20 protein-coding genes are annotated in these 26,590 nt (G+C 60.2%); 6 read left to right on the forward strand and 14 right to left on the reverse strand.

Annotation, left to right across the window (positions count from 1 at the left end):
- Window positions 1–155: 155 nt before the first annotated feature.
- The 8 genes from EDC38_RS10530 to EDC38_RS10565 form a co-directional block, all read right to left on the reverse strand.
- Window positions 156–959, reverse strand: a complete 804-nt coding sequence (locus EDC38_RS10530) for a polysaccharide deacetylase family protein (RefSeq protein ID WP_123638471.1) — start codon at window positions 957–959, stop codon at window positions 156–158.
- Window positions 960–1,048: 89 nt separating this feature from the next.
- Window positions 1,049–1,861: a cupin-like domain-containing protein gene (locus EDC38_RS10535; protein WP_123638472.1), complete on the reverse strand. Its 813-nt coding sequence runs from the start codon at window positions 1,859–1,861 to the stop codon at window positions 1,049–1,051.
- Window positions 1,858–2,583 carry a DUF6445 family protein gene (locus tag EDC38_RS10540; RefSeq protein WP_123638473.1) on the reverse strand — a complete coding sequence of 242 codons (726 nt, stop codon included), beginning with the start codon at window positions 2,581–2,583 and terminating at the stop codon, window positions 1,858–1,860. The genes EDC38_RS10535 and EDC38_RS10540 overlap by 4 nt, the downstream gene beginning before the upstream one ends.
- Before the next feature lie 9 nt (window positions 2,584–2,592).
- Window positions 2,593–4,098: a tryptophan halogenase family protein gene (locus tag EDC38_RS10545; protein WP_123638474.1), complete on the reverse strand. Its 1,506-nt coding sequence runs from the start codon at window positions 4,096–4,098 to the stop codon at window positions 2,593–2,595.
- A gap of 32 nt (window positions 4,099–4,130) precedes the next feature.
- Window positions 4,131–5,702, reverse strand: coding sequence for a tryptophan halogenase family protein (locus tag EDC38_RS10550; protein WP_123638475.1), 1,572 nt, complete (start codon window positions 5,700–5,702; stop codon window positions 4,131–4,133).
- Entirely contained in the window at window positions 5,686–6,414 is a 729-nt protein-coding gene (locus EDC38_RS10555; protein WP_211331070.1) for a SapC family protein, read from the reverse strand. The genes EDC38_RS10550 and EDC38_RS10555 overlap by 17 nt, the downstream gene beginning before the upstream one ends.
- Before the next feature lie 151 nt (window positions 6,415–6,565).
- Window positions 6,566–9,607 carry a TonB-dependent receptor gene (locus EDC38_RS10560; RefSeq protein ID WP_123638476.1) on the reverse strand — a complete coding sequence of 1,014 codons (3,042 nt, stop codon included), beginning with the start codon at window positions 9,605–9,607 and terminating at the stop codon, window positions 6,566–6,568.
- Window positions 9,608–9,774: 167 nt separating this feature from the next.
- A complete protein-coding gene (locus tag EDC38_RS10565; RefSeq protein ID WP_123638477.1) occupies window positions 9,775–12,219 on the reverse strand; it encodes a glycosyl hydrolase in 2,445 nt (814 codons plus the stop codon).
- Between the two features lie 245 nt (window positions 12,220–12,464).
- Between EDC38_RS10565 and EDC38_RS10570 the strand changes: the two genes are divergently transcribed.
- From EDC38_RS10570 to EDC38_RS10585, 4 genes are read left to right on the forward strand one after another with little or no spacing between them, the layout of a single operon-like run.
- Complete coding sequence (locus EDC38_RS10570; protein ID WP_170162893.1) at window positions 12,465–13,040, forward strand: RNA polymerase sigma factor; 576 nt, start codon at window positions 12,465–12,467, stop codon at window positions 13,038–13,040.
- The gene (locus EDC38_RS10575; protein ID WP_123638479.1) at window positions 13,013–13,726 is read left to right on the forward strand and encodes an anti-sigma factor; all 714 of its coding nucleotides are present in this window, start codon (window positions 13,013–13,015) and stop codon (window positions 13,724–13,726) included. The genes EDC38_RS10570 and EDC38_RS10575 overlap by 28 nt, the downstream gene beginning before the upstream one ends.
- Before the next feature lie 35 nt (window positions 13,727–13,761).
- Window positions 13,762–14,400, forward strand: coding sequence for a leucine-rich repeat domain-containing protein (locus EDC38_RS10580; RefSeq protein ID WP_123638480.1), 639 nt, complete (start codon window positions 13,762–13,764; stop codon window positions 14,398–14,400).
- Entirely contained in the window at window positions 14,390–15,622 is a 1,233-nt protein-coding gene (locus EDC38_RS10585) for a hypothetical protein (protein ID WP_123638481.1), read from the forward strand. The genes EDC38_RS10580 and EDC38_RS10585 overlap by 11 nt, the downstream gene beginning before the upstream one ends.
- Before the next feature lie 240 nt (window positions 15,623–15,862).
- Here the strand turns inward: EDC38_RS10585 and EDC38_RS10590 are convergent, their stop codons facing one another.
- Genes EDC38_RS10590 through EDC38_RS10600 form a run of 3 tightly spaced genes read right to left on the reverse strand, consistent with a single transcriptional unit; the run spans window position 15,863 to window position 19,454 of the window.
- Window positions 15,863–16,963 (reverse strand): hypothetical protein, encoded by a 1,101-nt coding sequence (locus EDC38_RS10590; RefSeq protein ID WP_123638482.1) that lies wholly within the window; start codon window positions 16,961–16,963, stop codon window positions 15,863–15,865.
- Complete coding sequence (locus EDC38_RS10595) at window positions 16,947–17,756, reverse strand: hypothetical protein (protein WP_123638483.1); 810 nt, start codon at window positions 17,754–17,756, stop codon at window positions 16,947–16,949. Before EDC38_RS10595 ends, EDC38_RS10590 begins: the two co-directional genes overlap by 17 nt.
- A gap of 15 nt (window positions 17,757–17,771) precedes the next feature.
- Window positions 17,772–19,454, reverse strand: coding sequence for a hypothetical protein (locus EDC38_RS10600; protein ID WP_123638484.1), 1,683 nt, complete (start codon window positions 19,452–19,454; stop codon window positions 17,772–17,774).
- A gap of 183 nt (window positions 19,455–19,637) precedes the next feature.
- On the opposite strand from EDC38_RS10600, the gene EDC38_RS10605 reads away from it, so the two are divergent.
- Window positions 19,638–21,929 (forward strand): TonB-dependent receptor, encoded by a 2,292-nt coding sequence (locus EDC38_RS10605; RefSeq protein ID WP_123638485.1) that lies wholly within the window; start codon window positions 19,638–19,640, stop codon window positions 21,927–21,929.
- A gap of 22 nt (window positions 21,930–21,951) precedes the next feature.
- Window positions 21,952–23,289, forward strand: coding sequence for a PepSY-associated TM helix domain-containing protein (locus EDC38_RS10610; RefSeq protein ID WP_123638486.1), 1,338 nt, complete (start codon window positions 21,952–21,954; stop codon window positions 23,287–23,289).
- A 110-nt stretch (window positions 23,290–23,399) separates the two neighbouring features.
- Here the strand turns inward: EDC38_RS10610 and EDC38_RS16355 are convergent, their stop codons facing one another.
- The 3 genes from EDC38_RS16355 to EDC38_RS10625 all read right to left on the reverse strand — a co-directional run bounded on the left by EDC38_RS16355 (window position 23,400) and on the right by EDC38_RS10625 (window position 26,480).
- The gene (locus tag EDC38_RS16355; protein ID WP_170162894.1) at window positions 23,400–24,860 is read right to left on the reverse strand and encodes an RICIN domain-containing protein; all 1,461 of its coding nucleotides are present in this window, start codon (window positions 24,858–24,860) and stop codon (window positions 23,400–23,402) included.
- A 240-nt stretch (window positions 24,861–25,100) separates the two neighbouring features.
- The gene (locus EDC38_RS10620; protein WP_211331071.1) at window positions 25,101–25,538 is read right to left on the reverse strand and encodes a DUF3429 domain-containing protein; all 438 of its coding nucleotides are present in this window, start codon (window positions 25,536–25,538) and stop codon (window positions 25,101–25,103) included.
- The gene (locus EDC38_RS10625; protein ID WP_123638487.1) at window positions 25,539–26,480 is read right to left on the reverse strand and encodes a pirin family protein; all 942 of its coding nucleotides are present in this window, start codon (window positions 26,478–26,480) and stop codon (window positions 25,539–25,541) included.
- Window positions 26,481–26,590: the final 110 nt, after the last annotated feature.

Raw genomic sequence — 26,590 nt, forward strand, 5'->3', positions numbered from 1 at the left:
ATTGCCATTCTTGACCGGTAATGGACAGGGGTCGTCCCACTTTGATGAGAGTGTGAAAGGTGGTGTTTGCCACTTTTGGGCCGCCGGGAGGCGGCAAAGGTGGGACACGGGTTCCCACCGGTGGCTGGGGCTGAAAGCCCCGGAGGATGCGGGCTTCAGTGGTCTCGCAGGTGGCGCATGATATTTACGAAGCTATCGACCCAGTAGCGCTCGGGATGGGCCGCCAGGTGCTCCAATAAAGCGTTGTGCGCCTCCCGGGAGACCGACAGGTAGTCGCCACCGACGCCGTGGAAAGTAAAGTTGGCCATGGTACCCCGGCGGGCCGCTTCCTCGACCACCGCGATCAGCTCTTCGCCGGACACCTCGGTTGGCACGGCCACCGTAATGCCAAAGCGGTCCAGGGATTCCAGCGAGGGAGTAACTCCTCCGGAACCGATGGATTTGGCCCCGAGAAAGAGCGGCTTCACCGGTGTCAGGTAATCCCGATCTCCGACCCGGACATCGCCGCAGGGGGGCGTATAGGTGCGCTCCGTCTCACCATCAATCAGAAACAGAAAGTCATTGGCCAAGGTGATCTGCTCGGCAAACGCCTCGACCGGGATCTGGCTCAGATCCTGATGCGGCGCCACCCAATCCCGCCCCGGACGCTGCTTGTCGCATTGATGGAACAGTGAATGGTTGCCCAACTCATGCCCCTGACCGGCCGCCGCGCGCCACTCGTCCAGACGCTCCAATAACAGCGGGGCCGCCGCCGGCACATAAAAACTGCCCCGGAACCCATGCCGGTCCAACTCGGGAATCACATAGTCCAACTGGGAGGCGAGCGCATCATCATAGGCAAGATTGACCGCGGCTTTGGCATTGCCGGGCCAGGAAATCGGTTCGGCCGAAGAAGACACCGGCCACCACAGCAGCAGAGCACACAGCAGCCCGACGGTTTTAAGACGCAAATATCGCATAAACATTACCCGGAGAGTTTAGAGGCAGGCGTTATAGTACTGCGGACCTTATCCCGACGCCATAGGCCCCGGTCACGCCTTTGAACGCCCTACCACCAGAAGTTGATCAGAATATTGAGTGGGCCAAACGCGTCCACATTGTGCCACCAGTGCTTGGGCAGGAACAGGGCATCGCCCGGCTCCAGATCTGCGACCTGGGCGGTGGATAGCGCTTGGGCGAAGCGCGGGTAACGGTTCAGGTCCGGCGCCCGCAGGTCCACCAGGCTGATCGGTCGGCCTCCCGGGGTGTGGGGCGCATCGGCGATATACAGATTGTCCTCCTGATCCGGCGGAAACAGGGTAAAGCGCCGACGTCCGGCCGCCACACAGGCGATATTGTCGGCGGCATCGTTGTGAGTGGCCACCCGGGTCGAGTTCCCCATCCACAGGTTGGGCTTCACTTCCGCACTCACCCCCGGAAGCGTACAGACCTTTTCCAACCCCGGAAAATAGTCGGGAATGGGTGTGGAGCCGACATAAAAGGCCGCCGGTCGGGGCGCCCGCGACTGCGAGGCCAGAATCTCCAACGCATCCGGCAGAAAACCTTTCATCCGGGTGAAGTTGAATCCACTCAGATCATCCGTATAGAACAGCCGCCCGCCCTCTTTGGGACCGGCGATCATGGCCTCCAGAGGCTTTCCGGCATCAAAAGGCAGCAGGTAGCGAGCCACCGCCTCCGGCGATTGCCGCGCCGCCGCCACCAGAGGCCAGTGCTGGGCATAGCCTTTCAACAGTACCGGGTGCTGGGGCGGGGCCTGCTGAAAATCGACGGTCAGGGCTCGCTCCCGATCCCACCAGGCCACTTGTTGGGCTCGGGGCTCGGTCGGTTGCGACGGTGTGTTCAAGGTAGCAGAGACAGTCATGAAGCATCAAAATCCAGAAACAGGTTAGCCGTCAGTCGACCCCGGGCCGGGTCGGCACTGAGGTCCCGGTCGGGCTCGATCAGCCCGGAGTGCAACAGGTTCCCGGGATAAATCAATAATCGATCCGGCCGGTAATCCACCTGGTGAATCAACTCAAAATGGGCATCGCTGCCCCGACAATAACGTGCCGGAGGCGTCCCGTGCTCGCGCATGTGCCGCTCGGCTTCCTGCACAAAATGTGCGAAACGCTCATCGGTAATACGCTCGTAGCCGGTCGGGCGATGGCGAAAGAATCCGGTGCCGCCAAAAGGGCCCGGATTGAGGTAGTGCATGATCGCAAAATAGAACCCGCGACGGGTGTCGTAATGGGGCACACGCTGCAGCACTGCGAGATCGGATTCCGCCCGGGTGACCAGGGAGAAAAGCTGATGAATGCACCGGCCCCGGTGTGACGCCGGCACCGCGTACACTTCCCGAATCAGCAGCTCCACCCGAGACAACACCCTGCGGGTATAATCCGCCGGGAGGTTGGCACGTATCCCCGGATAAGCGGCCTGCCCTTCGCCGGAAAAGGCCGCCCATTCACTGGCGACCCGTTTGAGAGGCTCCAGGTCGCCCAGCACATAGTCCAGCACGATCACCGGGGTCTGCTCGTCACCGATGCGCACCACGGAAGCAGCCACCTCTCGACTTATCCGCTCCAGCGCTGTTGCACCCGACATGATCACCTCTCAGCCGTTGGCCGCCTGGGCCATGGGCATCTTGCAGTAATAGTCGATAAACGCCTGATGGGAAGGCAACTTGGCCACCAGCTGTTCGGTCGATTGCCGCAGCTTTTTCAGGAAGTCCGCAAGCTCTTTCTCGGTCATCACATCCGCCATGGGATGGTAGGCCTTGGGCGTGATGCCCTGGCCCATCATCACCTGTATCCACGACTCTTCGCCAAACAGTTCATTTTCAATTTTGAACACCCGGGCCGAATCGCTGAACAGATCAATTCGCTGGCGCAACGGCGCCGGTATTTCCATGTTTTTGCAGTAGCGCCAGAAGGGTGTGTCGTCCCGTTCGGTGACTTTGTAGTGCAGAATGATGAAATCCCGGATACGTTCGACTTCGAGCTTGGTCTGCTGATTGAACTCATCGATGTCCGACTGGACCATCTGGCCGCTGGCCGGAAACAGTTGCACGAAGCGAACCAGGCTGCGCTGAATCAGGTGGATGCTGGTCGACTCCAGGGGCTCCAGAAAGCCGCTGGACAAACCCAGCGCCAGGCAGTTTTTCACCCAGTGCTTGCGCCGGGTGCCGGTGCGGAACTGAATCGGTTTCGGGTCGGTAATCGGCTCGCCCTCAAGGTTGCCGAGCAGGGTTTCCCGGGCCTGCTCATCACTCATGTAGCGGCTGGAATACACCAGGCCGTTACCGACCCGATTCTGCAGCGGAATGCGCCACTGCCAACCGGCATCATGGGCGATGGAACGGGTGTAGGGAATCGGCTCGCCCACGGATTCGGTCTGTACCGCCAGGGCGCGGTCGCAGGGCAACCAGTGCGACCAGTCTTCGAAGCCGGCGTTCAGGGACTGCTCGATCAGCAGTCCGCGGAAGCCGGTGCAATCGATAAAGAAGTCGCCATCCACCTGTTTGCCCGACGCCAATGTCAGGGACTGGATTTCGCCATTGTCCGGGTTGAGGTTCACTTTCTCGATCTTGCCTTCCACCCGCTCGACACCCAGTTTTTCACTGCGCCGACGCAGGAACGCTGCGTAGCGACCGGCATCCATATGGTAGGCGTAGTTCATCCGGCCATTGGGCAGAACCGCGAACTTGTTTTTGTGAGACGCCAGCAATTCGGCACAGTAGTCACCGTAAGGATAATCAATGCCTTTGGCCTTTCCCGCCAGCCAGAAATGCAGAAAGCTGCAGGCCCAGCAGTCTTTGCCCGCATAGCCGAACGAGTGAATGTATTTGTGATCTTTCTCTCGCCAGTTTTCAAACGAAATGCCCAGCTTGAAGGTACCGTTCACTTCCGCGAGAAATTCCCGCTCGTCGATATCGAGCATTTTGTGAAAGGTCATCAGTGGCGGGATGGTGGCTTCACCGACGCCAACGGTCGGGATATCGTCGGACTCCACCAGTTTGATATCGAGATTTTTTCCAAGCGTCTGCGACAGCAGCCCGGCCGCCATCCAGCCGGCAGTTCCTCCACCAGCAATCACTATGCGTTTGATACTGTCAGTCATGGTCACCTCGGCTCACTCTGAGCAAGTCGTGCCTAAACGGTATGAAGCCCGTGTCGGCGAATATGGTTTATCAGGGAGCGGTTGTCCGGAAGCCCTTGCAGCAGCTTCCGGGTTTGCACCCCGTTTTCATGGAAAGCGGTCTGAGCGGCGGCTCCCGATGACCGGACCCGGCGCTCCAGCGCCTCCGGGGCGGTATACTCCGGGCGCATGCCATAAAGGATGTACTGGTAGCTGGCCGACGGAAACAGCTCGTCCCGGTACAGGCTGTCGCAGGTCCAGGGGCTGCGCGAGCGCCACAGCAACAGCTGCTCGGCCAGCTCATCGGGCACACTCTCTTCGGCCCGGTGCGCTCGCCAATAATCGGAATCCTCACGGGTGCTCAGAACATAATGCAGCTTGAGAAATCCGATGATGTTGTCCCAGTGGCGGCAGAAGCGTCGATTGAACCGACGGGCCACCACCGACATTTCCTCCCGGTTTTCCGGCATCTGCTGGACCAGGAACTGGGCCGAGCGCTCCACCAATACCAACGCGGTGGCCTCCAACGGCTCGATGAACCCGGCCGACAGACCAATGGCCACACAGTTGTTCTGCCAGAACCGTTCGCGGTGCCCGGGATCAAACTGAATCAGACGTGGGGACAACTCATCCAGTGTCGCACCGGAGTCCGTCCCGCGTACATAGGCCTCCAGCCGCTCATACACCCTATCCTTATCGATATGCGCGGATGAAAACACGGCGCCGACACCGCGCCGGGTCGGCAGCGCAATATCCCAGATCCAGCCATCGGGATGGGCCGTACTGAGGGTTTGCGATGCGACGGGGCTCAGCTCGCTTGAGTAAGGTACCTGCACCGCCAGTGCGGAATCGTTGAACAGTACCGGGCGCTGACTGACCCAGGGAACCTGATAGTGTTGTCCGAGAAGACGGGACGCCATACCGGTGCAGTCAATAAACAGGTCCCCAGCAAGGGTTTCGCCGGACTTCAGATGCAGGTGTTTGATATCACCATTATCCCGGGGCTGAACACCGGTCACCTCTCCCAGGTAATGCACCACGCCCAGATGTTCCACACAGTGGCGCTGCAGCAGGCGGGTAAATTTACCGGCATCCAGGTGATAGCCGTAGTTCAGGTTGAACGCGTACTCCGGGGTCGCCAGTTGCTTGGGTGCCCGTCCGTCGTCACATACCGCTGATTGCGGGCTGACCGCATAGGCGAAGGGCAGGTCCCGATGGGCGTAGCGCCAGTGCTCCGCCAGATTCAGGCGTCCGTATCCGGCAGGCAGCGTGAACGGATGATCATACCGATCGCCGTCGCCGCGGCACCAGTTCTGAAAGCGTGACCCCTGTTTGAAACTGACATCACATTCGCGGATGAACTCGGATTCCGACAGACCGATGGTCCGCAGGGTTTCAAGCATCGAGGGCCAGGTGCCTTCACCGACACCGATGGTCGCAATATCCGGCGACTCCAACAGCGTGATCCGCCGATTGGGTCGGGAGTCAAGACGAGCGTCGGCGGCCAGCAGGCCCGCAGTCAGCCAGCCGGCGGTGCCGCCGCCAACGATGACGACGTGTTCGACCGGATTATTGTGCACGCTCATGGTGGTTCCGTGATTTGCGCTCAATCAGAGCGCGCATTTTGCCCATGGACGCAATGGTCATATAGATGGGCTCCAGGTAGCCGCGCTCGTGCAGGCTCGCGACCTGCTCCGCGCTCAACGCTTTGAGTCGCTCTTCCTGAATGGTATAGAAACCCATCAACTGGCCGGTGGTGCCGTCTTCCAGAGTGATATCCATGGTTACCGGCTCCAGCAGCTGCAGCTCGGTCAGGGTATCAATGAAGGCGATGTCGTGCTGGTGCCAGACATGAATGGCTTCCAGCATACCGGACACCCGGTCCAGATAATCGGTATTGGCCCCGTGCTCTTCGAACAGACGGGTGCCGGTTTCAGTGTTGACCTTGGGGTGCTCAACATCGATGTGCATCATGCGGCGCGGCTCGTCGCCGTCATCGCCGGGGTAGGTGCCGATGGAGAAAGGCACCCGCTGCATCATCAAGGGGATGTAACCGGCATCCCAGCGGTCATCCTGAAGAAAAAGGTTCTCTTCCTGCTCAAGGCCAAACAGAGCCACGGCAAAGAAGCGCCCGCTGTTCGGGTCTTTTTGAAACAGTATGGGATAGTGAGCCTGTACCGCGCGAAATTCCGGGGAAAAGGTCTGCCCCCACATCACCGCATCGCCGTTCTCGGGCCGGAAGCGCATATCCACCCGCAAATCACGGTGTTGTTCACTGTTCAGTAATACGGTTTTCACCTAAAGGCTCCTCGTTTTTTGTGCTTATCGTAATAAAGGCTCAGAAATCAACAGATCAGAGACAAAAAAGCCGCCCGATAACGGCGGCTTTCCTTGCATCGTCAGGGTGACAGCCCCAACCGGCGCTGTCACCCCAGACATCGGCTCAGGCTTAGAAGCTGTAGCGAGCGCCGATGTTGTAGCGAGCGTAGCCCTGGTAGAAACCCAGAACCTGCTCATCAGCACGGCCGAAGTTGCGACCGCTCTCTTCGGTGAGGTTCAAGCCCTCGAAGAAGACGGACAGATTATCGGTCACGTCGTAGCTTACGTTCAGGTCCACCTGACTGTACTCATCCACATAGATCGGGTTGTTGCCCGTTCCGGAAGCGGTTGAGGCCAGGAAAGAATCCCGCCAGTTGTAGGCAATCCGCGCCTGCCAGCCGTCTTTTTCATAGAAGGCAATCAGGTTGGCGGTATCACTGACACCGGTAATCGCAAACTGCGGGTCACGCAGCACCATGTTGTCAAACTCGGTGCTTTCATCTACCAGAGTGTAGTTGGCAATCACACCAAATCCAGTATCCCAGAAGTTATGCTGAACCGCCAATTCCCAACCGTCAATGTCGACAGTCTGGTCAGAGTTGGCCGTTTCAGTCACGTCAAACGGAGAGTTGGGATCCTCACCGGGAATACCGACAATGATGATATTGCCGCTTCCGTCCATATAGGCGGTTTCGGGATCAGGGAAGTTATCGAAGATGTACTGGCGAATAGCGCCCACATCGTTCGGCGCGATACCACTATCGATGGCCGCTTGGGCGCGTTCACCCAGTGCCGGATGTGGGGTGTTGGCCAGAGGCGCTTCTTCACGCACCACACGTGAACCCAGGAAGTTTTCCACTTCTTTCTGGAAGTAACCCACGGACACATAGCTCGCTTCCCCGTAATACCATTCCGCCGACAGATCGAAGTTGTCAGACTTGAACGGCTCCAGACCGGGGTTGCCGCGGCTGGCGGTACCGCCATTGACCCGTACACCCTGGCTGTAGCTGGTTCCACCACGCAGGTCCAGCCAGTTGGGACGAGCGATGCTCTGGCCGTAAGAAGCACGCAGGATCACATCCTGAACCACTTCCAGGCTCAGATCCAGCGAGGGGAGCAGGAAGTCATAGTCACCGCTATCAATCACGGAGTCAGCGTCGCCGACAGTCGGCATGGTGAACTCGTTCGCGGCTACCCACTCGATCGGACCGTAGCTTTGGGCCGTCGCTGGAGTGCTGACTTCGGTCGACTCATAGCGAACGCCGGCATTGACGCCCAAGGGCATTTCGGCCACAAAGGTATCCCAGTTGAACTGGACGTAGGCGCTATCCGAGTCTTCATAAATCTCATTGAACTGATCCGGAGCGGCAGCGCAGTAGAACGAACCACCTTCGGCACAGTCGGCCGGACCGGAGCCGTCATCGTAATTGGCGGCAGCGAAATCACGAACATCCTGGAAGTTGAATGCAAAACGCTCATTCAGCGGCATGGTATTGGAACCGCCCAGGAACGCCATCTCTTCCGAAGTGGTGTCCGCATACTCTTTGTCGAAGCGATCGAGGATTGTCTCACGGGTAAAGAAGTCGGCAGGCATATCACCGGCCTCACCCAAACCACCCCAAGTGTCACGCTGGACGTTGGAGAAGGCTGAGCGATAGTCGCTTTCAGTGCGGGCAATACCGAACTGCAGACGCATGGCGTCGTTGAATTCCCACTCACCGTCGAGCTGAACCTGGTCGATTTCGTGCTTCATCTGGCTGTTACGGAAGAAGCTACCGGACACCTGCAGGTCTTCTGTGCGCAGGGAGCTTCCGCCGGCACCGTCGACGATATCCAGGATCAGGACCGGCATATCACCTTTGACATTCAAGGTGGTCTGGTCACGCACATAAGCGGAAACCGCGATACCGACGCTGTTGCCGTATGGGTTGTTAGGCCGGGCTTCTGCCTCAGAGCTATGCACATCCAGAGACAGAGTCAGCGGATCGATGGGATTCCACTCGACATTGAAGCCGACGGAGTTGTTCTCGTAGAGTGAGGACTGCTCACCGACACCAAACGGCAGGTCACCGTTGGTCATGTCTTCGGAGTACAGCAGCGGAGTCTGAACCGAAGGCGACTCATTGTCAGTGAAGATGGTGCTTTGACCGCCAAAGTTGAACCAGCCACCTACGTCGTTGTACTCAGAGTCGATCTCGTTCTGACTATAGGTATAGTCCAGCGTGGTGGTCAGATCTTCGTTGGGCGCAAACTGCAAGGTCAACTGACCGTTGGTCCGCTTGCGCTCAAACTCGGTAAAGGCGTAGCCCATCTGTTGCGGTGTGGAGTACACATCTTCCGCTGCCGGCTGGTTCTGGTGATTACCGTTGGCGAAGTCGACGCCACCCCATTCGTTGGTGACACCGGGGGCACCGCTCCAATCCTGCACTACTGTGCCCGGGAATGAGCGCCAGCCAGTACCGATTTGAGCGGCAGCGGACCCGCCTTGGCGCTCCTGGTAGCTGGCAGTGACTGCCACACCGAACTTACCGTCGGCATAGGTATCGGTGAAAATGCCGGAGATTTCCGGGGTCAGCTCACTATCCACCGATGATTCATCCATAACGCCCTTGACGCCGATTGAGGCGCGAGAGTCCAGCTCCAGCGGACGCGGGGTCAGGATATTGATGGTAGCACCCATACCACCCGGGGGAACGTCGGCGCGGGCGGTCTTGTACACTTCAACGCCGGTCACACCTTCCGAAGCCAGATTGGCAAAGTCAAAAGAGCGGGAGCCGGAGGCGACAGTGGCTTCCAGAGTCGCGCCGGGCATCTGACGACCGTTCAGAGTCACCAGGTTGAAGTCCGGCCCCAGACCACGAACGGTCACTTTGGCCCCTTCACCGTCGCGACGGTCGATCGAGACACCGGTGATCCGCTGAAGCGATTCAGCAAGGTTGGTATCCGGGAACTTACCGATGTCTTCGGCGGAGATCGCATCCACGATACCGCGGGAGTCCCGCTTGATATCCATGGCACGAGTCAAACTGGCCCGAATACCGGTAACCACGATTTCTTCCAGCATTGCCTCGTCACCGTCTTGGGCGTGGGCACCGCTGGCCAGGCCGACCATCGCGGAAGACGCGACGACGGAGGCGATAAGCTTGCGCTTGAAACTGCTGTTGTTGGTCATATGCGAATCCTCAAACCGTTATAATTTTAATCTTGCCGATGCGGTCGATGAGTGACGACCGCTCATTTGACACTATCCTCGCATCCCGCCATTTTCGTCGTCCCACTTTGCCGAAACACCCCAAGGTGGCCTGTCTCACTTTACGTTTCGTAAAGCGAGACACCCTTTCAGCCCCCGTGTGACGGCACTTTCCGGATACCGAACGCCCCCGGGGCGACCTTCAGCCGAACCCCGTCCGAGAAGTTTACAATCCGCTCCGTATTGCCAAAGTTATAGGCCAGATAGGTCGTCTGCGCGCCCGACTCGAAAACCACGGCGGCCGGATAATCGGCCGTCACCTGGCCGGCCCCCGAGCGCAGATGCCCCAACTCCGTCCAGGCGTGTACCCACTGATAGGTATGGGCCCGGGTTTCGCCCTCCTCCGGCACATACTCAAAACCGGTCTCGGTCATATCCGCCAGTGCCGCATCGGCGTCGGTCATCGCCCAGATGTTCCACCAGATATCCCGCCAGTGCCCATCCCTCAGACCGGAAGGCTTGCCATTGCCGGACTCACTCAGCCCCAGAGCCACATAGTCAGCCAGGTAATCCGGGTACTGCCCGAGGTGAAGCACCAATGGGCTGAGCGGCAGCCCCTGAATGCCCAGAATGTGAGCATGAGCCTCGCTGAACCAGGTGGTAAACACATGCCCGGCCCCCCAGACAATGGAGGTAGTGAGTTTGTCGTAGGCATCGGGGAAGTTCCGGTAGATCGCCGGGCGCTCGCGATAGCCGTCAATGTCATTCCAGTACTCCCAGAAGGCGGCGGCCGTGGAGGCGTGCAGGTACACGCCCCGCTCCACCAGCTCTGGCTGTTCGGTCACCAGCCCGTACAACACCACGGCGCCGTAGGCCGTGGCCGCCTCGGAGGTCGACTCATTGTTATTTCCGAGCAGATAGTTGGCGGCCCCCGATGCCCAGGAGAAGCCTAGTGCGGGATCAAAATACCGCAGGTAGGGGAACTGAGGGTCGTCACGACCCGCTGCGAAGTCCCGGATCAACAACTCGACCATGAGGCCCCAGCGGTCTTTGGTGCACCAGCCCGGGTCGACCCGGCATATCTCCGCTGCGGCGCGGACAAAGTAGCCGTAATGAAAGTGGTGATCATTCAGAGCCTGGTGGGTGCCGAACGACTCGTGTACTCCCAGCACCGTATTCCATCGGTCGTCATAAACAAAATACCGGGTCTGCTCGGCGGGATCGACGGTAAACCAGTCTTCCAGCTCGGATTTCAGCCAATCAATCAGACGATTGGCCTCTGGCTCAAGCCCCTCTTCCCGGGCCAGTAGCGCCAGCTCGGCCACCTTGCCGTAATTCTTACCGGCAAAGTAGGTATCGGTCGCCCGGTTCCAGTCCTGCGGGTCCTGGGCCATAAAGTCATGCACCAGTGCCCGCAGCCGCTGCGGGTCATAGTCACCCAGCCCAGCGGGGAGCCCGGGAAGCACACCGACAGAGGGCAGCTCGTACGCGAAGCTTCCCGTCACTGCAAACCGCATGACACCCCGGGCACTGCGCACCTCGTAGTCGGTAAGCGCTTGCTTACTGTTTTTCCATTGCAGCGGCTGAAGTCCCGCCAGGGTTTTTACTGGCTCACTCCGATATCGATACTGATGGGAGACGGTCACCCGGTAGCTGTCCGGATCGACCCGGTAGTCCACCTCAACCTCATCCACGGGCTGCCGGGCGTGGGCGATAAAATCGCCAATCATGGCGGCCGAAGGGCCGGATTGCGGGGCCGGGAGCCAGGTCAGGGTAAAGTGGCTATTGCGGCTGGCGGCAGTGATCTCCGACCCATTGACCCCGGTAAACTCGGTGGTCCCGTGTCCGGTCAGCAAAAAGTGGTTCCGGTTCCCCGACACATCGGTCCAGAGCCCCAGGGTATTGCCTTGCCGATAGAAGATGCCTTTGCGCTCACCGTCCGGCTCCAGGGTCCGAATCTGCAGGTCGCCGCGAAACACACTGAGGTACACATAGGGGGAGCCTTGTACAAACGTCGCCGACATCACCGGGCGGTGGCCATTGCGCCACTCCAGAGACACGGTGCCGTCACTGTAGTCCCTGACATAGGCATCGAGGCGATCAAACTGGCTATTGGCAACGGCAATACCATCGAACACCTCGCTCAGGGGCTCAGGCACCGGGTAAGTAACGCCCTTCTCCTGAACCCCCAGACCGGCGGGCATTCCCATCAGGCGCATCCCGCGCTCAGTAATTCTTGCCATCAACGGGTCCGGGGTAATGTGCCCGGGGCCGTCGGGGTCATCCACCGCATGAGCACCAAAGAAGGTGACGTTGCCCCACCAGCGGTGGGCCATGGTGGGCTTTCGGGCCGCCGGAGCGACGACGTTCGGCTGCAACGGCAGTGGCTGCACCATACCGCCACAGGAGGGAACCTGCGCTTTCACCACCCCGGCGCTGGTCAGCCTGGCCTGGCCACGCTCCTCCTGGCATTGGTAGCTTTGCGGCTGAATGCTGAGACTGACCGAGCCGGCACCATGCTCCCCCGGTGGCTGGCAACCCGCCAGCGCAACGCCTAACACCACCACACTGAATACCACTCTCGCCCGTGACACGTCGCCCTCTCTATTGTTATGTACCGCTGCCGGAGATCCCGACGCGGGTAACCGGTTTACCGGCCCTGGAGGACATAGAACCTGAATGGACGTAGCTCGTCGCCCCACTTTTCACCTTTGCTAAACTGGGACACAGAAGATGGCATTCTCTGCCGATGCAACTTTTTGCGAAGTCACGCGTATCGGTGTCGGGGAGCATTGTTTGTAACCGCTCAATCGCCATCCACTTCACGATCGGACCGTCTATGGACTCAAACGACGACACTCTGGTGGCGCTGATCGGCCGCTGCGCCATCAATGATCAACGGGCACTGAAAGAGCTGTTCGAACGCCTCGGCGGCTACCTGAACACCGTCGCCTACCGCATCGTGGGTTCGGAGGCGCTCAGCCAGGAGGTGCTCCAGGACGCCTTTGTGCAGATATGGCAAAACGCCGCCCGCTACCGCCCCGATATCGCCCGCCCGGTCACCTGGATCACCAGTATTGTCCGCTACCGGGCACTGGATGCATTACGCCGGGAGCAAAAACACCTGGCCCACCGGTCGCAACCTGAGCGGGATAACGATCCCCTGGAGTCCGTTGCGGCTGTCGGTGACCTGGAGCAGGGGGTCCAGCAGTCAGAAATCCGGCGCTTTCTGACTCAGTGCTTCGCCAGCCTTAACGAGCGAATGCAGAACGCCATTGCCCTGGCTTACCTTGAAGGCTGGTCCCGGGAAGAATTGGCCCAGCACTTTGCCACCAATACCAACACCATCAAGTCCTGGCTACACCGGGGCGCAGAGAGATTACGGCGATGCCTGGAAGCACGAATCGGACAGTAGAGCCCAGCACGCGTGCCTTCGAGTACGCACTGGGCACCTTACGAGGCAGCGAACGCCGGGCCTTCGAGCGGGCCATGGCTCGGGACCCGGCGCTCGCCCGTGAGGTTCACGACTGGGAGGAGCAACTGATGGCCCTGCAGGATCCCCATGCGGATCGCCCCCCGGCGCCCGGCACCTGGGAGCGGATTGAGCAGCGTCTCGCCGGCAGCCGGCAGCGACCGCGCCGCAAGCACACCTTTCTGTCGAGTTGGGGCTGGGGTGGAGCGGTCGCCGCGCTGCTGTTGGTACTCGCTCTCCCAATACTACTCATATGGAAAACCGGCGCCCCGCAAGTACCCAACAGCGATTATGTCGCCGTTCTGGCCGACACCGAAGGCCAGCCGACGCTCACCGCACTGACGCTCCAGGGGGGTGAAACCCTTTGGCTGCAATGGGACGAGTATCCGCAGACTGAGGGCAGTCTGCAGCTGTGGGCTGTGTCCCGGCGGGACGGCCAGGCCCGCTCCCTGGCGGTTTTTGACAGTGCCGAGCGGCGCACTCTGGCTCTGGACCAGGCAGCCCGGCGCCTGATCACCGACGCCGAGTACCTGTTGCTCACTGAGGAGCCGCCCGGCGGCTCGCCCCTGGACGAACCCAGTGACCGGACGCTGGCAAGAGGTGCCTGCGTGCGCCTGTCGACGAGCTAGAATGAGAGAATAACGGAATACAACGGAAGGATAGTATGTTTACACGCCACTGCGCGGTTTTGCTGTTAAGCCTCGCCGTCGACCCGCTGTTGTGGGCCGACGACGCCCCTGTGCCCGACCCCGCGTTCAACCGCTGTGTGAAGACGCTGATGGCGGAGCACGGCTGGTCCTCGCCCGCCGAAGTCACGGCGATCGAGTGTCACGGCGCGGGTATTGAACAGATCGGCGATCTGTCAGCCTTCACCGCCCTGGAAAAACTGTCACTTTATGACAACCGCCTTGAGCAGGCCCAGCTATCCGGCCTGCCCCACCTGAAACACCTCAATCTGGCCCGCAACCACCTCAAACAGGTTTCGATCCGTGAACTGCCCCGACTGGAAGAGCTGTATCTGTTTCGCAACCAACTCGGAACCCTGACATTGCAAAACCTGAAGGCACTGAAGGTGCTGCGGGCCAATTCCAACCGCATGCAGCGATTCGAGTACGAAACACTGCCCGCGCTGGAAAAGATCTACCTGTTCGACAACGAGATGGAACACATCGACATCCATCATCTGCCGGGCATGCGTTATATGGATGTGCGGGAAAATCCCATGCCGGATCCACTGTACGAGGAGATGGACCGGATGACCCAGGTCACCATTCTGCATGACGGTAATGCCGATGACTGGTAAGCACCGGGCTACCCTGATCAGCCTGTTATTGTTCAGTGTCTGTTGCGGTGCGGCCGAACATTCGACCGATGTGAGCGTCCGGGCCCGCCTGGCGGATGCCTCGGTCGCGGGTGAAACGGGGCGGGCGGCCTCCCTGCTGCTGCGCGCGCGCCTGGCCAGCCGCTGGAACCGACAGTGGTCCAGCCTGGTGGAGATCGACCATGTCAGCAGCACCTGGCGGAGCGACCACAGCGACGGCCGACGCCTGAACGGCAAGCCCCTGATTCCCGATGTGCCCGGCACCGAAGTGAATCAACTGGCCCTGCGCTACCGGGGTGCGGAAACCGAAGTCACCCTGGGACGCCAGCGCCTGGAGTGGGACGAGCAGCGGTTTCTGGGCAGTGACAGTTTCTGGCAGCAGGACCAGACCTTCGACGCCCTGGCGCTCGAACGGCGCCTGCTGATGAGCTCCCGCTGGCAATACCTTTATATTGGCCGGGCCCACCGCATTTTTGGTCGGGGTCGGGACCAGTCCGAGCACGACTATCCGCCCTACCCGGAAACGGACGAACCGCCCGGCTATTACCCCGACGATTACAGCTTGGCTGGTGAGCACCGACACGACAGCCATCTGACCCGGCTGGAACTCAATGAATGGGACTACACCCAGCTGGTGCTTTATGGCCTGGCAGTGGACAACCGCGACCAGCCGAGCATGTCCAACGACACCCTCGGCGCCCGTTACCGGTTTTCCTACCAGGCGCATCCGCTGCGCTACCGGCTGCTGCTGGAAGTGGCCGGACAGGAGCGCCCGGAGCTGCCCGGACGCCCCCAGCCGCACTATTACTTGGCGGAACTGGCAGTAGGCTTTCAATCCTGGGAATGGCTGGGACGCCACGAAGTGTTGGGTTCAGACCAGGGCTATGGCTTTACCACCCCCATCGGTTCCACTTACCTCTTTCAGGGGTTTGCCGGCGTCTTTGCGATCACGCCCGATGACGGCCTGAAAGACAGCTCCCTGCGCCTGAATTGGCGCGCCCACCCATGGGAAGTTTCCGTCCGCCACCACTGGTTCAGCGCCCAGACCGACGGCCGGGACTACGGCCGAGAATGGAATATTGAAGTGCAACTCAAACCCGCCCGCCCCCACGAAGTCGCCCTGCGTTACGCCGATTTCCAGGGGTCGTCCCCTTACCTGCCCAACCAGCGGTGGGCCTATCTCGACTATCGCTACAACTTTTAACCTCTTCATCAGCGGGTGCAGCGTCAAGTCCGGGCCGCTGCGGGACAAGCCCTTTCAAGACACGCCGTAAATACGTCCATGTAGGCTCGAATCGCGGGTCCCCCGCTCCACGGTCTTGAAAGGGCTTGTCCCGCATCGGCCCTCAGTGCCAGTGGTGACGTAGGGCGGATAAGACCGAAGGTCGCATCCGCCGCAATGACGGTCGGAGTATCCAACGGCAAACCGAGATGCAAACCAACTTCAATAGTAAAAATGCAGCTGCACAAACCCCTGGGTGAAGTTACCCGTTTCACGCTGGGGAATATCCTCGCCGACGCGGATTCCACCGCGCAGCTGTACACTGGCGTAGGGGGTATATTCCAGCAGGAGTGAATGGCGAGTGCGTTCGTTTTCGTCGATGGCGGTATCCGGGTCCAACCATTCGGTGGTCAGCTTCAGGTTATAGCCCTTGGCCAGTTCCCGGTTGAGTTCCACCAGACTCACCTCCTGCACCTGGGCAATGCCCGGCCGATTGGTGACCGACTCGTCCTCAATGCGACTGAGCTCCAGCAGCACCCCGTAGCCACCGAAAGTGAAACCGCCAAACAGGCTGGCCAGCTCGCGTTGCCCAATGTCGGCATCATTCAACACGTAGCTGCCACCGGCACGCCAATGGCGGGTCACGTATTCCCCCCGGGTCAGGTACTGAAAATTCCGATCATCGTTGTTCTGGCTGTTGCTGCCGTTGCTGAGCGCTACATCGACGCGGAGCCGGTCGAAGTTCAACCCCAACTCGACGCCCTGATCACTGTTATTGAAATTGAACCCGGACGCCTGGCGAACAAAGGCGCTGTCATCCTCCAGCCGCAACCCGAAGGGCAGCATCAGATTGCCCGCCTTCACGCTGTGATCGCCAAGGCGCATCATGACGAAGGCCTCCCGATTACGACCGCCCCCGGGCAGCAGTTGCTGATCCAGGTACAACATGACCGGTGAATCCTTGGGCTGGAACGCCAGATACAACTGCCCGGTCTGGGTACTAAAGCTGCGAGCATCGCCGGCTTCATCACCGTCGAAGTCCATCTGGGTGGCGCTGAAGCGCAGGTCGGTGCCCAGGCGCAGGCTGTCATTGACCTGGCCCCCGTCGAACGCCTCCATGGCACCCGGCTGAGCAGGCAGCTCATGCGTACCGTAGTAAGCGCCGTAACTGGAACGCAGACCGCCACCACTGGGATTGACGTGGCAGGCGGCACAGGGTTGCCCTGTGCGCACGGCCAGATAGGGCTCAGCACTCAGTATCGAAGGTACCGCCAGCAGTGCCCCGAGGAACAGTAAACGAATCACACTAGAATGAGATTTCATGGCGGAACAACCCTCCTTCGGTTCGGTCTCGGTCACCGTCCAGCACACGGTGTTGTTGATCCAGCAGGGTGGCGACAGCGGGGTCATTCACGACAAACTCGGCGGCCGTGACCGGGTAGTCCGGTAAGTACCAGTGAATCCGCAGTTGCTGTCCGTCCTGCAGACTCAGCGCATACTGCTCCGGCGATGCCAGAACACGTTGACCATCACGATGGAAATAGACCTGCACGGCATCGGACAGCGACTCGGAAGAGATCGCCCGGCTGAAGCGAAGCGTCACAACACGCTGTTCAGACTGATGGCCCTGCAGGGAAACGCTGGTGGGTGCATCACCTACACCTTCCCGGGGTGCACCGTTTTCAATCCAGTCGCGCACCTGGGCAATGCGGGTGGCACTGAGCGGACTCATGCCCAGAGGCATTTGCCCGCCATCGATGCCGTCGGCCCCTTCCAGTTTACGCAGCAGGTAGCTCGCCTCCGGGTCTCCCGGCGCTACGCGCAGCACTGAAGGCTGCTGACCGGAGGGCTGGTTGACCAGAGAATCGTAACTGTTCTGCTCGGAGTCCAGCCGCAGGCCCTCCGGCGCCGCGCCACCGGTGTGGCACTGGGCGCAAATGGGGCTGAAGATATCCGCCTGTAGCTGGGCCAGGCTGCCCGGCACCGGCGGCGTGTCATTGCCGCCGGTGCCGTTGTCATCCGAGGGTAGACCCTGCTCGTCCAGTCCCTCCCCGGACCCGGCCCCACAGCCGGTCAACAGACCGGCGAGCAGGAGACACAGTGATACTCGCTTCATGACCGCGCCTCCCTGTTACGGCGTTGCGAAGAACCAGGTACCGAAGCCATCGGTAATATCGCCGTTGGCATCTCCCGGTGCGCTGTCGCCCGCGTAGAAGTAAAGGGGCTCCTCCTGATAGCGCCACTGGAAGCCGCCCTCCGGGTGCTCGATCACGCTGAAGTCACCGAAGTCGCGGGCGTCCGCTGGTGCATATAAGGCGGGCCAGACATCCAGGCAACTGCCCGTACAATTGGACTGGCCGTCGGTATCTTCGGAGAAGGTATAGAGCGTGAATCCGTGCCGCTCGTTGTCCGGGTCGCCATTGGCGTCCACCAACATGCCCCAAGCAACAAACAGCGCACCTTCATCGGGATGGGTGTTGACTGCCACCGGTGGAATCCGGGCAAGGCGCCAGAGGTCGTTGACTTCGTCGCCACTGACATCTCCGGGCTCGGAATCCCCGCTGAAGAAGTACAGCGGCATGCCGTGCAGGGCCCACTGCTGTTCCCCGGAACCGCGTTCCACCAGACTGAACGGCGCGACCGCTTCGGCACCGTCATGAGCGATCAGCGCGGGCCAGGCGTCCAGGCAACTGTCGGCGCAGTTGGAGACACCCGGTTCATCATTATCGAAGGTATAGAGGGACATGCCATGAGCGGCGACCGCGTCGGTCTGCTCCGCCATACCATCGGGCGTGGCCTGCAGCAGCAGTCCGGCGCCGACATAAGCGGAACCCCGCGATGTGTCCTGAATCAGCCAGGGCAGTGGGCGCGCCAGCTCCCAGTTCTCGATGGCGGCACCATTGACATCCCCAGCCTGGGTATCGCCGACAAAGAAGTACAAGGGCATGCCCTGATAGGCCCATTGCATGGCCGTGGCCCCCTCGGTGTCCATAGCCCGTTCGATCAGGCTGAAGGGCGGCTCGGCCACATCGTTCTGCTCGGCCAACAGCGGCGGCCAATTGGCCAGGCATTGACCATTGCAGACGGATTCTCCCGACGGGTCCATGGCAAAGGTATACAGGGTGTAGCCGTGCCGATTCTGTTTTTCGGCGACAAACACATCGGTCTCGCCGTCGGTTTCGGGGATACCCACGGCAACCTCACCGGTGGCGGTAAAATAGCGCCCTTCATCGGTATTGCTCATTTCATCACTGAGCCGGGCCGGTTCGGTAACTGCCACCCGCCAGAGATCGTTGACGCCCTCGCCATTGATATCGCCGGGCTGGCTGTCACCGGCGTAGAAATACAGCGGTTCGCCGCGCAGCGCCCACTGGGTGCTGCCATCGTCCCGCTCCACGGTGGACAGGGGCGGCTCCACCACCGAATCGTCAGTGGTCAGCAGCGGCGGCCAGGCCTCCACACAGTCGACATTATTGCAGGCCGACTCACCGGGGTTATCCATATCGAAGGTGTACAGCGTCATGCCATCCAGCTCGCGGTTTTCTTCCATAAAAGTGCCGCCGTCGTCGTACAACACGCGGGCATTACCATCGGCCACATAGGTACCGCCAATAAGCGTCACCGTCGTCTGCAGTGGCGTCGGCCCTGGGTCATCCACCGTGCCATTGCTACTGCTACTACTGCTGCTGTACCCGTTGCCGTTGCCATTCCCGTTGCCGTCACCGTAGCCACCACCTCCACCGCCACAGGCGGTCAGAGTCAGGGTCACGGCACACCAGAAAATCAGAAGTCGGAATAAATTGGAGACTGTCATGGGTCGCACTCCTTTTCAGATTGAGTCTCCGCAAGTTACGGATCAATCAGAAAAAGGTTGCAGGTGACGGGAAGCATTCAATCACTTCGCGGCTGCGACAATTTGTCACTGTGCGCCGGCGTCCGTCTACCTTAAGCTTGCGCGCACAGCGGATCAATACGAACAAAGCGGAGGCCAGTGGTCATGTCATTGTTGGGAAAGCATAACCTCCTGGGGCTGAGTCTGGCGGGGCTACTGGCACCGTCTGCCGGCGCGGATCATGCGCCGGGGGAACTGGCCACGGAGGAGGTGCGGGTCTGGGGTGAGCGAGGGCGCGGCAGCGAACACCAGACCACCGGCCCAAGCCACACCATTGGCCCGGAGGATATCCGGGGTATCAATATCACCACCACCGAGGACCTGGTGAAATTCGAACCCAGCCTGGTGGTGCGGCGCCGGTTTATCGGCGACGCCAACGGCACCCTGGGCATACGCGGCTCCAACATGTTCCAGACCGCCCGCTCGATGGTCTTTGCCGACGGTGTTCCGCTGCACTACCTGCTGGAGTCGCGCTGGAGCGGCTCGCCCCGCTGGACCCTGGTGTCCGCCAGCGAGATCGCCCAGGTGGAGTTGCTCTACGGCCCCTTTTCCGCGGAGTACAGCGGCAACGCTATGGGCGGGGTGATCAACATTGAAACCGCCATCCCCGAATCCCGCCGCATCCGCATCGACGGCAGTGTTTTCTCCCAGGGTTTCGACGCCTACGGGTTTGACGATTCCCTGAACGGCTACAAAGGTTTTGCCTCCTATGGCGACCGCTTCGGCGATCTGAGCGTTTATCTGTCCTACAACCACCTGGACAATGAGGCCCAGCCCCAGTCCTATTACTACGGCGGCGGCACCAATAATCCCACGCCCCAGCCGGTCAGCGGCGCCATCCGGGGGTTGGACAGTGAGGGCAACGAGCGACTGTTTTTCGGGGACACCGGGGTGATCAACACCACCACCGACAACCTCAAGCTCAAGCTCGGCTACGATTGGACACACTGGTCCACCCTGCTCAATGTGGCTTATGAGGATCGCCTGTCCCGCACCGACGATGCCAACAGCTATGTGACCGATACCAATGGCGACCTCGTCTGGGGTGGCGACCTGGTGCAGAACGGCGCCGCCTTCTCCATGCCCGCCTCGCGCCTGAACGTCAGCGCCATGGAGCGGGATACCCTGTCCACCGGCTGGCGTCTGCAGGGTGACCTGACAGAAGACGTCTCCCTGGAAACCAGCCTGAGTCATTTCACCATCCTGCGGGATGAAAGCCGGGCGTCGGCGGTCAACCCGGCGCACCCCGAGGCCTCGCCCGCCGGCCAGGTCAGCGACTACGGCGATACCGGCTGGCGGACAGCAGAAGTCAAACTGCGCGCGGAAAACTGGCTGACCGAAGGCCTGTCCCTGGTGACCGGCGCCCGCACCGAAGCCTACGAATTGAACCTCAATGTTTACGACTCCGACGATTACCGCGCGGGCGAGAAAACCGAAGCCACCAGCCGCAGCGGGGGAGAAACCCGCATCGACGCCTTCTACGCCCAGGCCGCCTGGCAGTTCCATCCCCGATGGGATAGTACATTGGGATTGCGCTACGAAGACTGGCGAAGTGACAACGGCTATTTCTCCAACGACCAGCCCGACACCCCGGCGTTGGATCTCACTCCGGTGCCGGACAACAGCCGTCAGCGCGTATCGCCCAAGTTTTCCCTCGGGTTCACGCCGAACAACGACTGGCAACTGCGCTACTCTCTAGCCCGGGCCTATCGCTTCCCCATCGTGGAGGAATTGTTCAGCCAGTACCAAGCGTACAACGCGGTCAGTGAAGCCAACCCGGAACTGAAACCGGAGGACGGCGTGCACCACAACCTGATGCTGGAGCGGCACCTGACCAACGGCCTGATGCGCCTCAACCTGTTCCAGGAAAACGTGAAGGACGTGATCGAATCCCAGACAGAACTGTTGCCGGGCGGAGGCTCGGTGCGCACCTTCGTGCCCATCGACGAAGTGGAAACCTGGGGCGCCGAGTGGATCGCAGACCTGCAGGGTCTCTGGCACCCACAACTGGATTGGCGTTTCAACCTTACCTACACCCGCTCGGAAGTCACCGACAACGAACCTAACCCGGACCTCGAGGGCAACACCTTTCCACGCATGCCGCGCTGGCGTGGCAACCTGCTTGCCAGTTATCACCTGAGCGCCGACTGGCAGGTAAACGCCAATATCCAATACGCCAGCGACAGCTTCGGTAGCCTGGACAACAGCGACACTGAGAAGGGTGTCTACGGTGCCCAGGACGGCTACATCTTTATTGGCCTGAAGACCCGCTATCAATTGGACGACCACTGGGGTTTCAGCCTGGGCCTGGATAACGTCACCGACGAACGCGCCTACGTGGCACACCCCTGGCCCGGTCGAACGGTATATGCCAGCTTCTCCTACGATTGGCACTGACGTTGAATGAGGCTCCCCCACAATGAACCAAGCCACCTTTCCCGACAAAGAGTCCCACCATCAGCGGAGCACTGCCAGAGCCGGGCACTGGTACCGAACCCTGTGGCGCTGGCACTTTTACGCGGGTCTGTTCTGCATCCCCTTTGTGGTCATACTGTCGGTTACCGGCGGTATCTATCTGTTCAAGCCGCAACTGGACCACTGGGCTGAGCGGGACTTTCGGAACCTAGCCACTGCCGGGAAAGCTTTGCCCATTGAGAAACAGATCGAACACGCGCTGGTGGCCTACCCCGACGCCATGCTGGTCAACATACGGGTAACCGCCAATACCCAGGACGCACACCGATTACTGATTCGGCAAGGCGGTGAAACCATACATCTGTACGTGCATCCCGCCACCGGCGAGGTGTTGCAGGCCAATAATCCGGACCGACGCTTGACTGCCTGGGTAAAAAATCTGCACGGCGAACTGTTGATCGGCACCGCCGGTTCAATACTGGTGGAGCTCGCCGCCTGCTGGGCCTTTGTGCTGTTGATGACCGGCGTCTACCTCTGGTGGCCCCGAGGCCAGAAAGGCCTGGGCGGCGTACTCTATCCCCGACTGCGTAAGGGCGGGCGCACGTTCTGGCGGGACCTGCACGCGGTGATCGGCTTCTGGCTGGTAGGGCTGACCTTCTTCCTGCTGATCACCGCCCTGCCCTGGAGTCAGGTGTGGGGCAGCGCGTTCAAGGAGCTGCGCCAGCTTGCAAGCGGGCCAACGGAACATAGCTGGCGAATCAGCAGCCACTCTCATGGCGATCGCACCTCATATGACACACCCTTGCCCACCACCAAGGTATGGCAGCAGGCTCGAGCGCTTGAATTTGCCCCTCCCGTGGAGCTGTCCTGGGACCACCAACGACACCACTGGAAAGTGGCTTCTCAGCACCAGAACCGCCCGCTGCGCCAAACCGCCTGGCTGGATTCCGACACTGGCGAACTGATTGAGAGCAACGGCTTTTCAGAGAAAGGCGCACTGGATAAAGCCATTGGAATCGGCATTGCGGCGCACGAAGGGCATTTATTCGGCTGGTTGAATCAACTGTTGGGATTACTGACGGCCCTGGGGTTGATCACGGTGTGCGTGTCCGGCGCAGTGATGTGGTGGCGACGACGCCCCGAAAAACGACTGGGTGCGCCCAAGCCTGTGGAAGCCCACACCGGAAAAGTGATCGGAGGCCTAGTCCTGCTGCTGGGTGTGTTGTTGCCGGTGGTGGGGTTGTCGTTGATTGCCTTGTGGATGATGGAGCGATGGGTAGTGCGGCGCTTTAAATCCGTGGCGGTTTGGTTGGGTGTTTACAGGGATATTCAGGAAAGTTAACGGCGGATGCGCTTCGCTCCGATACGTCGAACCGATCCGCCCTACAGATGCTGCCGTGGTCCGCGTAGGGCGGATAAGGGCCGCAGCCCGCATCCGCCGTTACTCGAACACTACTGCCGGATCAACTCAAACTGCTGATTGGTGCTATCGGCACTGCAGGTCCACTGAACGATATTGGCCCCATCCCCCTGACTGCGGGCCTCCACGTCCAGGCACTTCTCGCTCTGCCGGCCAATGATGCGCCAGCGACCTTCGCCCGCACTCTGAAAACGGAACTGCTGGTTGTGGCCCCCAAGATACTCCCAGAGCATCAGGTTCGCGCCATTGTCGGTCGACAACCCCTCCACATCCAAAGCCCGGCTCGAGGCATTGAGTGGCGAAATGCGGTGGTAATCGCCATCGACCGGGGAGATATCCCACTTTTGGCAATCGTTGTTCAGCCAGCTCCACTGCTGCACATTGGTACCGTTTCCGGTGCCGCAATTGGCCACGTCCAGGGTCTTGCCGCTGTGCACCGGCACAATGCGGTAGATGCCATCCACGGTGCCGTTATTGCCACCCCCTGAACCACCACCGGGCGCCGTACCGACACTGTCGCAGCCGGACACATTGATACTGGAGCTATCGGTGCGCACCAACTGGCAGTTGGGGTTGCCGTTGGAGACCGAGCCGCTCAACACATGGGTATCTGAAGCGTCTTCCAGAAAAATGCCGTGTGAGGTGGTATCGGCAATGTCCACATAGTTGACGGTGGTGCCATGGCTGTCCGAGACGCTGAAAAAGCCCCGTCCGGAGTTGCGCGAGTAAACACTCTGCACGCTGACATTGGGGCCGTTATTGTTGGCCACCCGGAAGGTCGCATAACCACCCCCCTGATTGTTGTAGTGGCCGGTCACATTGCCCACGGTGCCGTTGCGGGAATTGTTCAGCAGCAGGCCGCAGCCCCCGTTGTTGGTGACCGTCACATCGCCGATGGTGAAACCGTCAATCCCGTAGGTTTCCACCCCATGGCCCTTGGCTCCATTGATGTTGATATTGCCCGCAATGGTCAGGTCAGTTGCCGAGCCGGTGGAATCGTCCACCCGGATGCCCAGCCCGACCGGGCTGTTGTTGCTCAGGTCCATGGTGATGTTTTCCAGGGTCACATGAGAGCATCCCCGGAACCAGATACCGTAGCGCGGATTACCGGTCACGTGCAGGTTGCGTACCGTGATGTTGTCGCGACGATCACAGTACACCGGCACCACCAGATCGCCGCCGTTGGCATTGACGGTGTGTCCGTGAAAATCCAGTGTCTGACCGGCACGGGGCCGGATGGAGTAGACATTGCCCCCATCGGGGCCACTATCGCCGGAGTTGCGAATATTGACCGTACCGGAGCCCATATTGTTGATCGCGGCGTTGATCGCATCGAAATAGCGGGAACCGTCATACACCGTATTGCCATCCACCCGAGCCAACCAATTGCCATTGGTGCGGGTCACTTCGGCGTCCGCCCAGAGGCTGGGCGACAGGAATATCAGAAACAACAGAACAACCAGCGGCGAGCGCCGCAGACGAGATAGGAACATAGATTCTCTCCAGTTTTTATTGCCGTTATGGTGGAGACGCTGACGCGTCGGTCCGACGAGAGATACCGCATGTGAGGACTGCCAACCCCACTCAGGTCGGGAACCATGAACCTACAAGAGTTTTCCGCTAACTTGTATTACATTACGCTCAAAATGCGAACCAATTCACACATTATAAATCACTAACGCGCACAAATAGTCGTATAAGGGCATGAAACCCAGTCAATTCCGTCAATATCGCTACCAGACAAGCGCATAAAGCAGGTGCATAAACACCACCACTGCGGTCAACTGCCAGCGCAGTTGGGGATATCGCGCCGGGTACTGGCGATCCACGCCCGCCAGATATTCAAACAGACGCAACCCCAAAAACAGAGCCGCCTGGAGCACGAGCGCTTCCGGGGGACGCAGGAACGCAAAACCGACGATGCTCGCGACCGGGAAAGCCACCGCCACTAACGCCCGGCGCGTGGGATGTGCCGACTGGTACAATACCGGCCAAAGCACACCGGCCATAAAGCCCAGAATCAGAGCGCTGTACAGTTGAAACAGGCGTAACGCCTGACCGGTCTCAATCAGGCCCAGAGCGGACAAGGGCGGCAGGAGCACAAAAGGCAAGAGCCCCAGATAGCCGAGGCGCTGGATGGCGTTCAGACGTTTGATAAACGACAGGTTCATTCAGGTTCTCCAGGGAATCGGTGGTGCGGGCAGCGGATCACCCTCGTAGCCGGGTACCTTGCCAAAACGCTCACTGCCCGTTTCCCACTCATCCTGAGCCTCGGTGATCTCCTCCCGGCTGTGCCCGACGAAGTTCCACCAGATCAGAATTTCTTCCCCCAGTGGCTCTCCGCCCAGCATCAGCAGGCGGGTACCCGCCGTCAAATGGACGCGTACTTCATCGCGACCACCACCGATATACGCGAGGTGGTTGGCGGCAAACGCTTCACCCTCCACCTGAATATCGCCCTCAAGGGCGACCAGACCGTATTCGAAGTCAGGTCGCAAACTCAGCGTCAGATCACCGGCCTGCTCCGCCAGAAATTCCACCGCGACCAGCGGACTGAAACTGAGCGTGGGTGCTTGACGGCCGGCGTACTCGCCCACCAGCAGCGTCGCCTCGACATCCCGCTCCTGCCAGCGAGGCAACTCCGGGTAGTGATCAAACCGCGGTACCGTATCTTTGTGCGCTTTGGGCAAGGCTATCCATAACTGAGCGGCGTGCATCATCGGCTCGGGACCCGTGGCCTCTTCGGTATGGGCAATGCCGTGACCCGCAGTCATCAGGTTGACCTGCCCCGGGCGAATCACCTGCTCACTGCCGAGACTGTCCCGGTGCAACACCTCCCCCTGAATCATCCAGGTAAAGGTCTGCAACCCGATGTGCGGGTGGGGCCCGACCCGAAAGCCGGGGGCATCCTCCGGAAAACGGCTGGGTCCGGCGTGATCGAGAAAGCACCAGGCGCCGATGGTGCGCCGCTGTCGGCGCGGCAGAATCCGGTTCACCGGAATGCCGCCCACGTCCGCCACCCGTGGAGTCACGGTCTGAATCTGGTAGCGACCATCGACCTTAGGACATTCTAGGTTGGATTCGGGGGTCTTGGGCCATTCGGTATTGGTCATGGTCTTATCCTGTTCGTGGATTGTGCGTGGTCGGCAGAGTCGTGTGAATCATAGCAGTGCTCGCCCTCTGCAAATGGCGCGAATATCAACAATAGTCTTAAAACTGTCAT

The organism is Marinimicrobium koreense (assembly GCF_003762925.1).
In the GTDB taxonomy this organism is placed as follows: Bacteria; Pseudomonadota; Gammaproteobacteria; order Pseudomonadales; family Cellvibrionaceae; genus Marinimicrobium; species Marinimicrobium koreense.

What these genes read in the sequence shown, in the direction of transcription:
- EDC38_RS10535 (WP_123638472.1), bottom strand. Translation starts at nt 1,861, where the DNA reads ATGACTGTCTCTGCTACCTTGAACACACCGTCGCAACCGACCGAGCCC.
- EDC38_RS10550 (WP_123638475.1), bottom strand. Translation starts at nt 5,702, where the DNA reads ATGAGCGTGCACAATAATCCGGTCGAACACGTCGTCATCGTTGGCGGC.
- EDC38_RS10620 (WP_211331071.1), bottom strand. Translation starts at nt 25,538, where the DNA reads ATGAACCTGTCGTTTATCAAACGTCTGAACGCCATCCAGCGCCTCGGC.
- EDC38_RS10600 (WP_123638484.1), bottom strand. Translation starts at nt 19,454, where the DNA reads ATGACAGTCTCCAATTTATTCCGACTTCTGATTTTCTGGTGTGCCGTG.
- EDC38_RS10605 (WP_123638485.1), top strand. Translation starts at nt 19,638, where the DNA reads ATGTCATTGTTGGGAAAGCATAACCTCCTGGGGCTGAGTCTGGCGGGG.
- EDC38_RS16355 (WP_170162894.1), bottom strand. Translation starts at nt 24,860, where the DNA reads ATGTTCCTATCTCGTCTGCGGCGCTCGCCGCTGGTTGTTCTGTTGTTT.
- EDC38_RS10595 (WP_123638483.1), bottom strand. Translation starts at nt 17,756, where the DNA reads ATGAAGCGAGTATCACTGTGTCTCCTGCTCGCCGGTCTGTTGACCGGC.
- EDC38_RS10560 (WP_123638476.1), bottom strand. Translation starts at nt 9,607, where the DNA reads ATGACCAACAACAGCAGTTTCAAGCGCAAGCTTATCGCCTCCGTCGTC.
- EDC38_RS10580 (WP_123638480.1), top strand. Translation starts at nt 13,762, where the DNA reads ATGTTTACACGCCACTGCGCGGTTTTGCTGTTAAGCCTCGCCGTCGAC.
- EDC38_RS10625 (WP_123638487.1), bottom strand. Translation starts at nt 26,480, where the DNA reads ATGACCAATACCGAATGGCCCAAGACCCCCGAATCCAACCTAGAATGT.
- EDC38_RS10575 (WP_123638479.1), top strand. Translation starts at nt 13,013, where the DNA reads ATGCCTGGAAGCACGAATCGGACAGTAGAGCCCAGCACGCGTGCCTTC.
- EDC38_RS10570 (WP_170162893.1), top strand. Translation starts at nt 12,465, where the DNA reads ATGGACTCAAACGACGACACTCTGGTGGCGCTGATCGGCCGCTGCGCC.
- EDC38_RS10545 (WP_123638474.1), bottom strand. Translation starts at nt 4,098, where the DNA reads ATGACTGACAGTATCAAACGCATAGTGATTGCTGGTGGAGGAACTGCC.
- EDC38_RS10590 (WP_123638482.1), bottom strand. Translation starts at nt 16,963, where the DNA reads ATGAAATCTCATTCTAGTGTGATTCGTTTACTGTTCCTCGGGGCACTG.
- EDC38_RS10585 (WP_123638481.1), top strand. Translation starts at nt 14,390, where the DNA reads ATGACTGGTAAGCACCGGGCTACCCTGATCAGCCTGTTATTGTTCAGT.
- EDC38_RS10610 (WP_123638486.1), top strand. Translation starts at nt 21,952, where the DNA reads ATGAACCAAGCCACCTTTCCCGACAAAGAGTCCCACCATCAGCGGAGC.
- EDC38_RS10530 (WP_123638471.1), bottom strand. Translation starts at nt 959, where the DNA reads ATGCGATATTTGCGTCTTAAAACCGTCGGGCTGCTGTGTGCTCTGCTG.
- EDC38_RS10540 (WP_123638473.1), bottom strand. Translation starts at nt 2,583, where the DNA reads ATGTCGGGTGCAACAGCGCTGGAGCGGATAAGTCGAGAGGTGGCTGCT.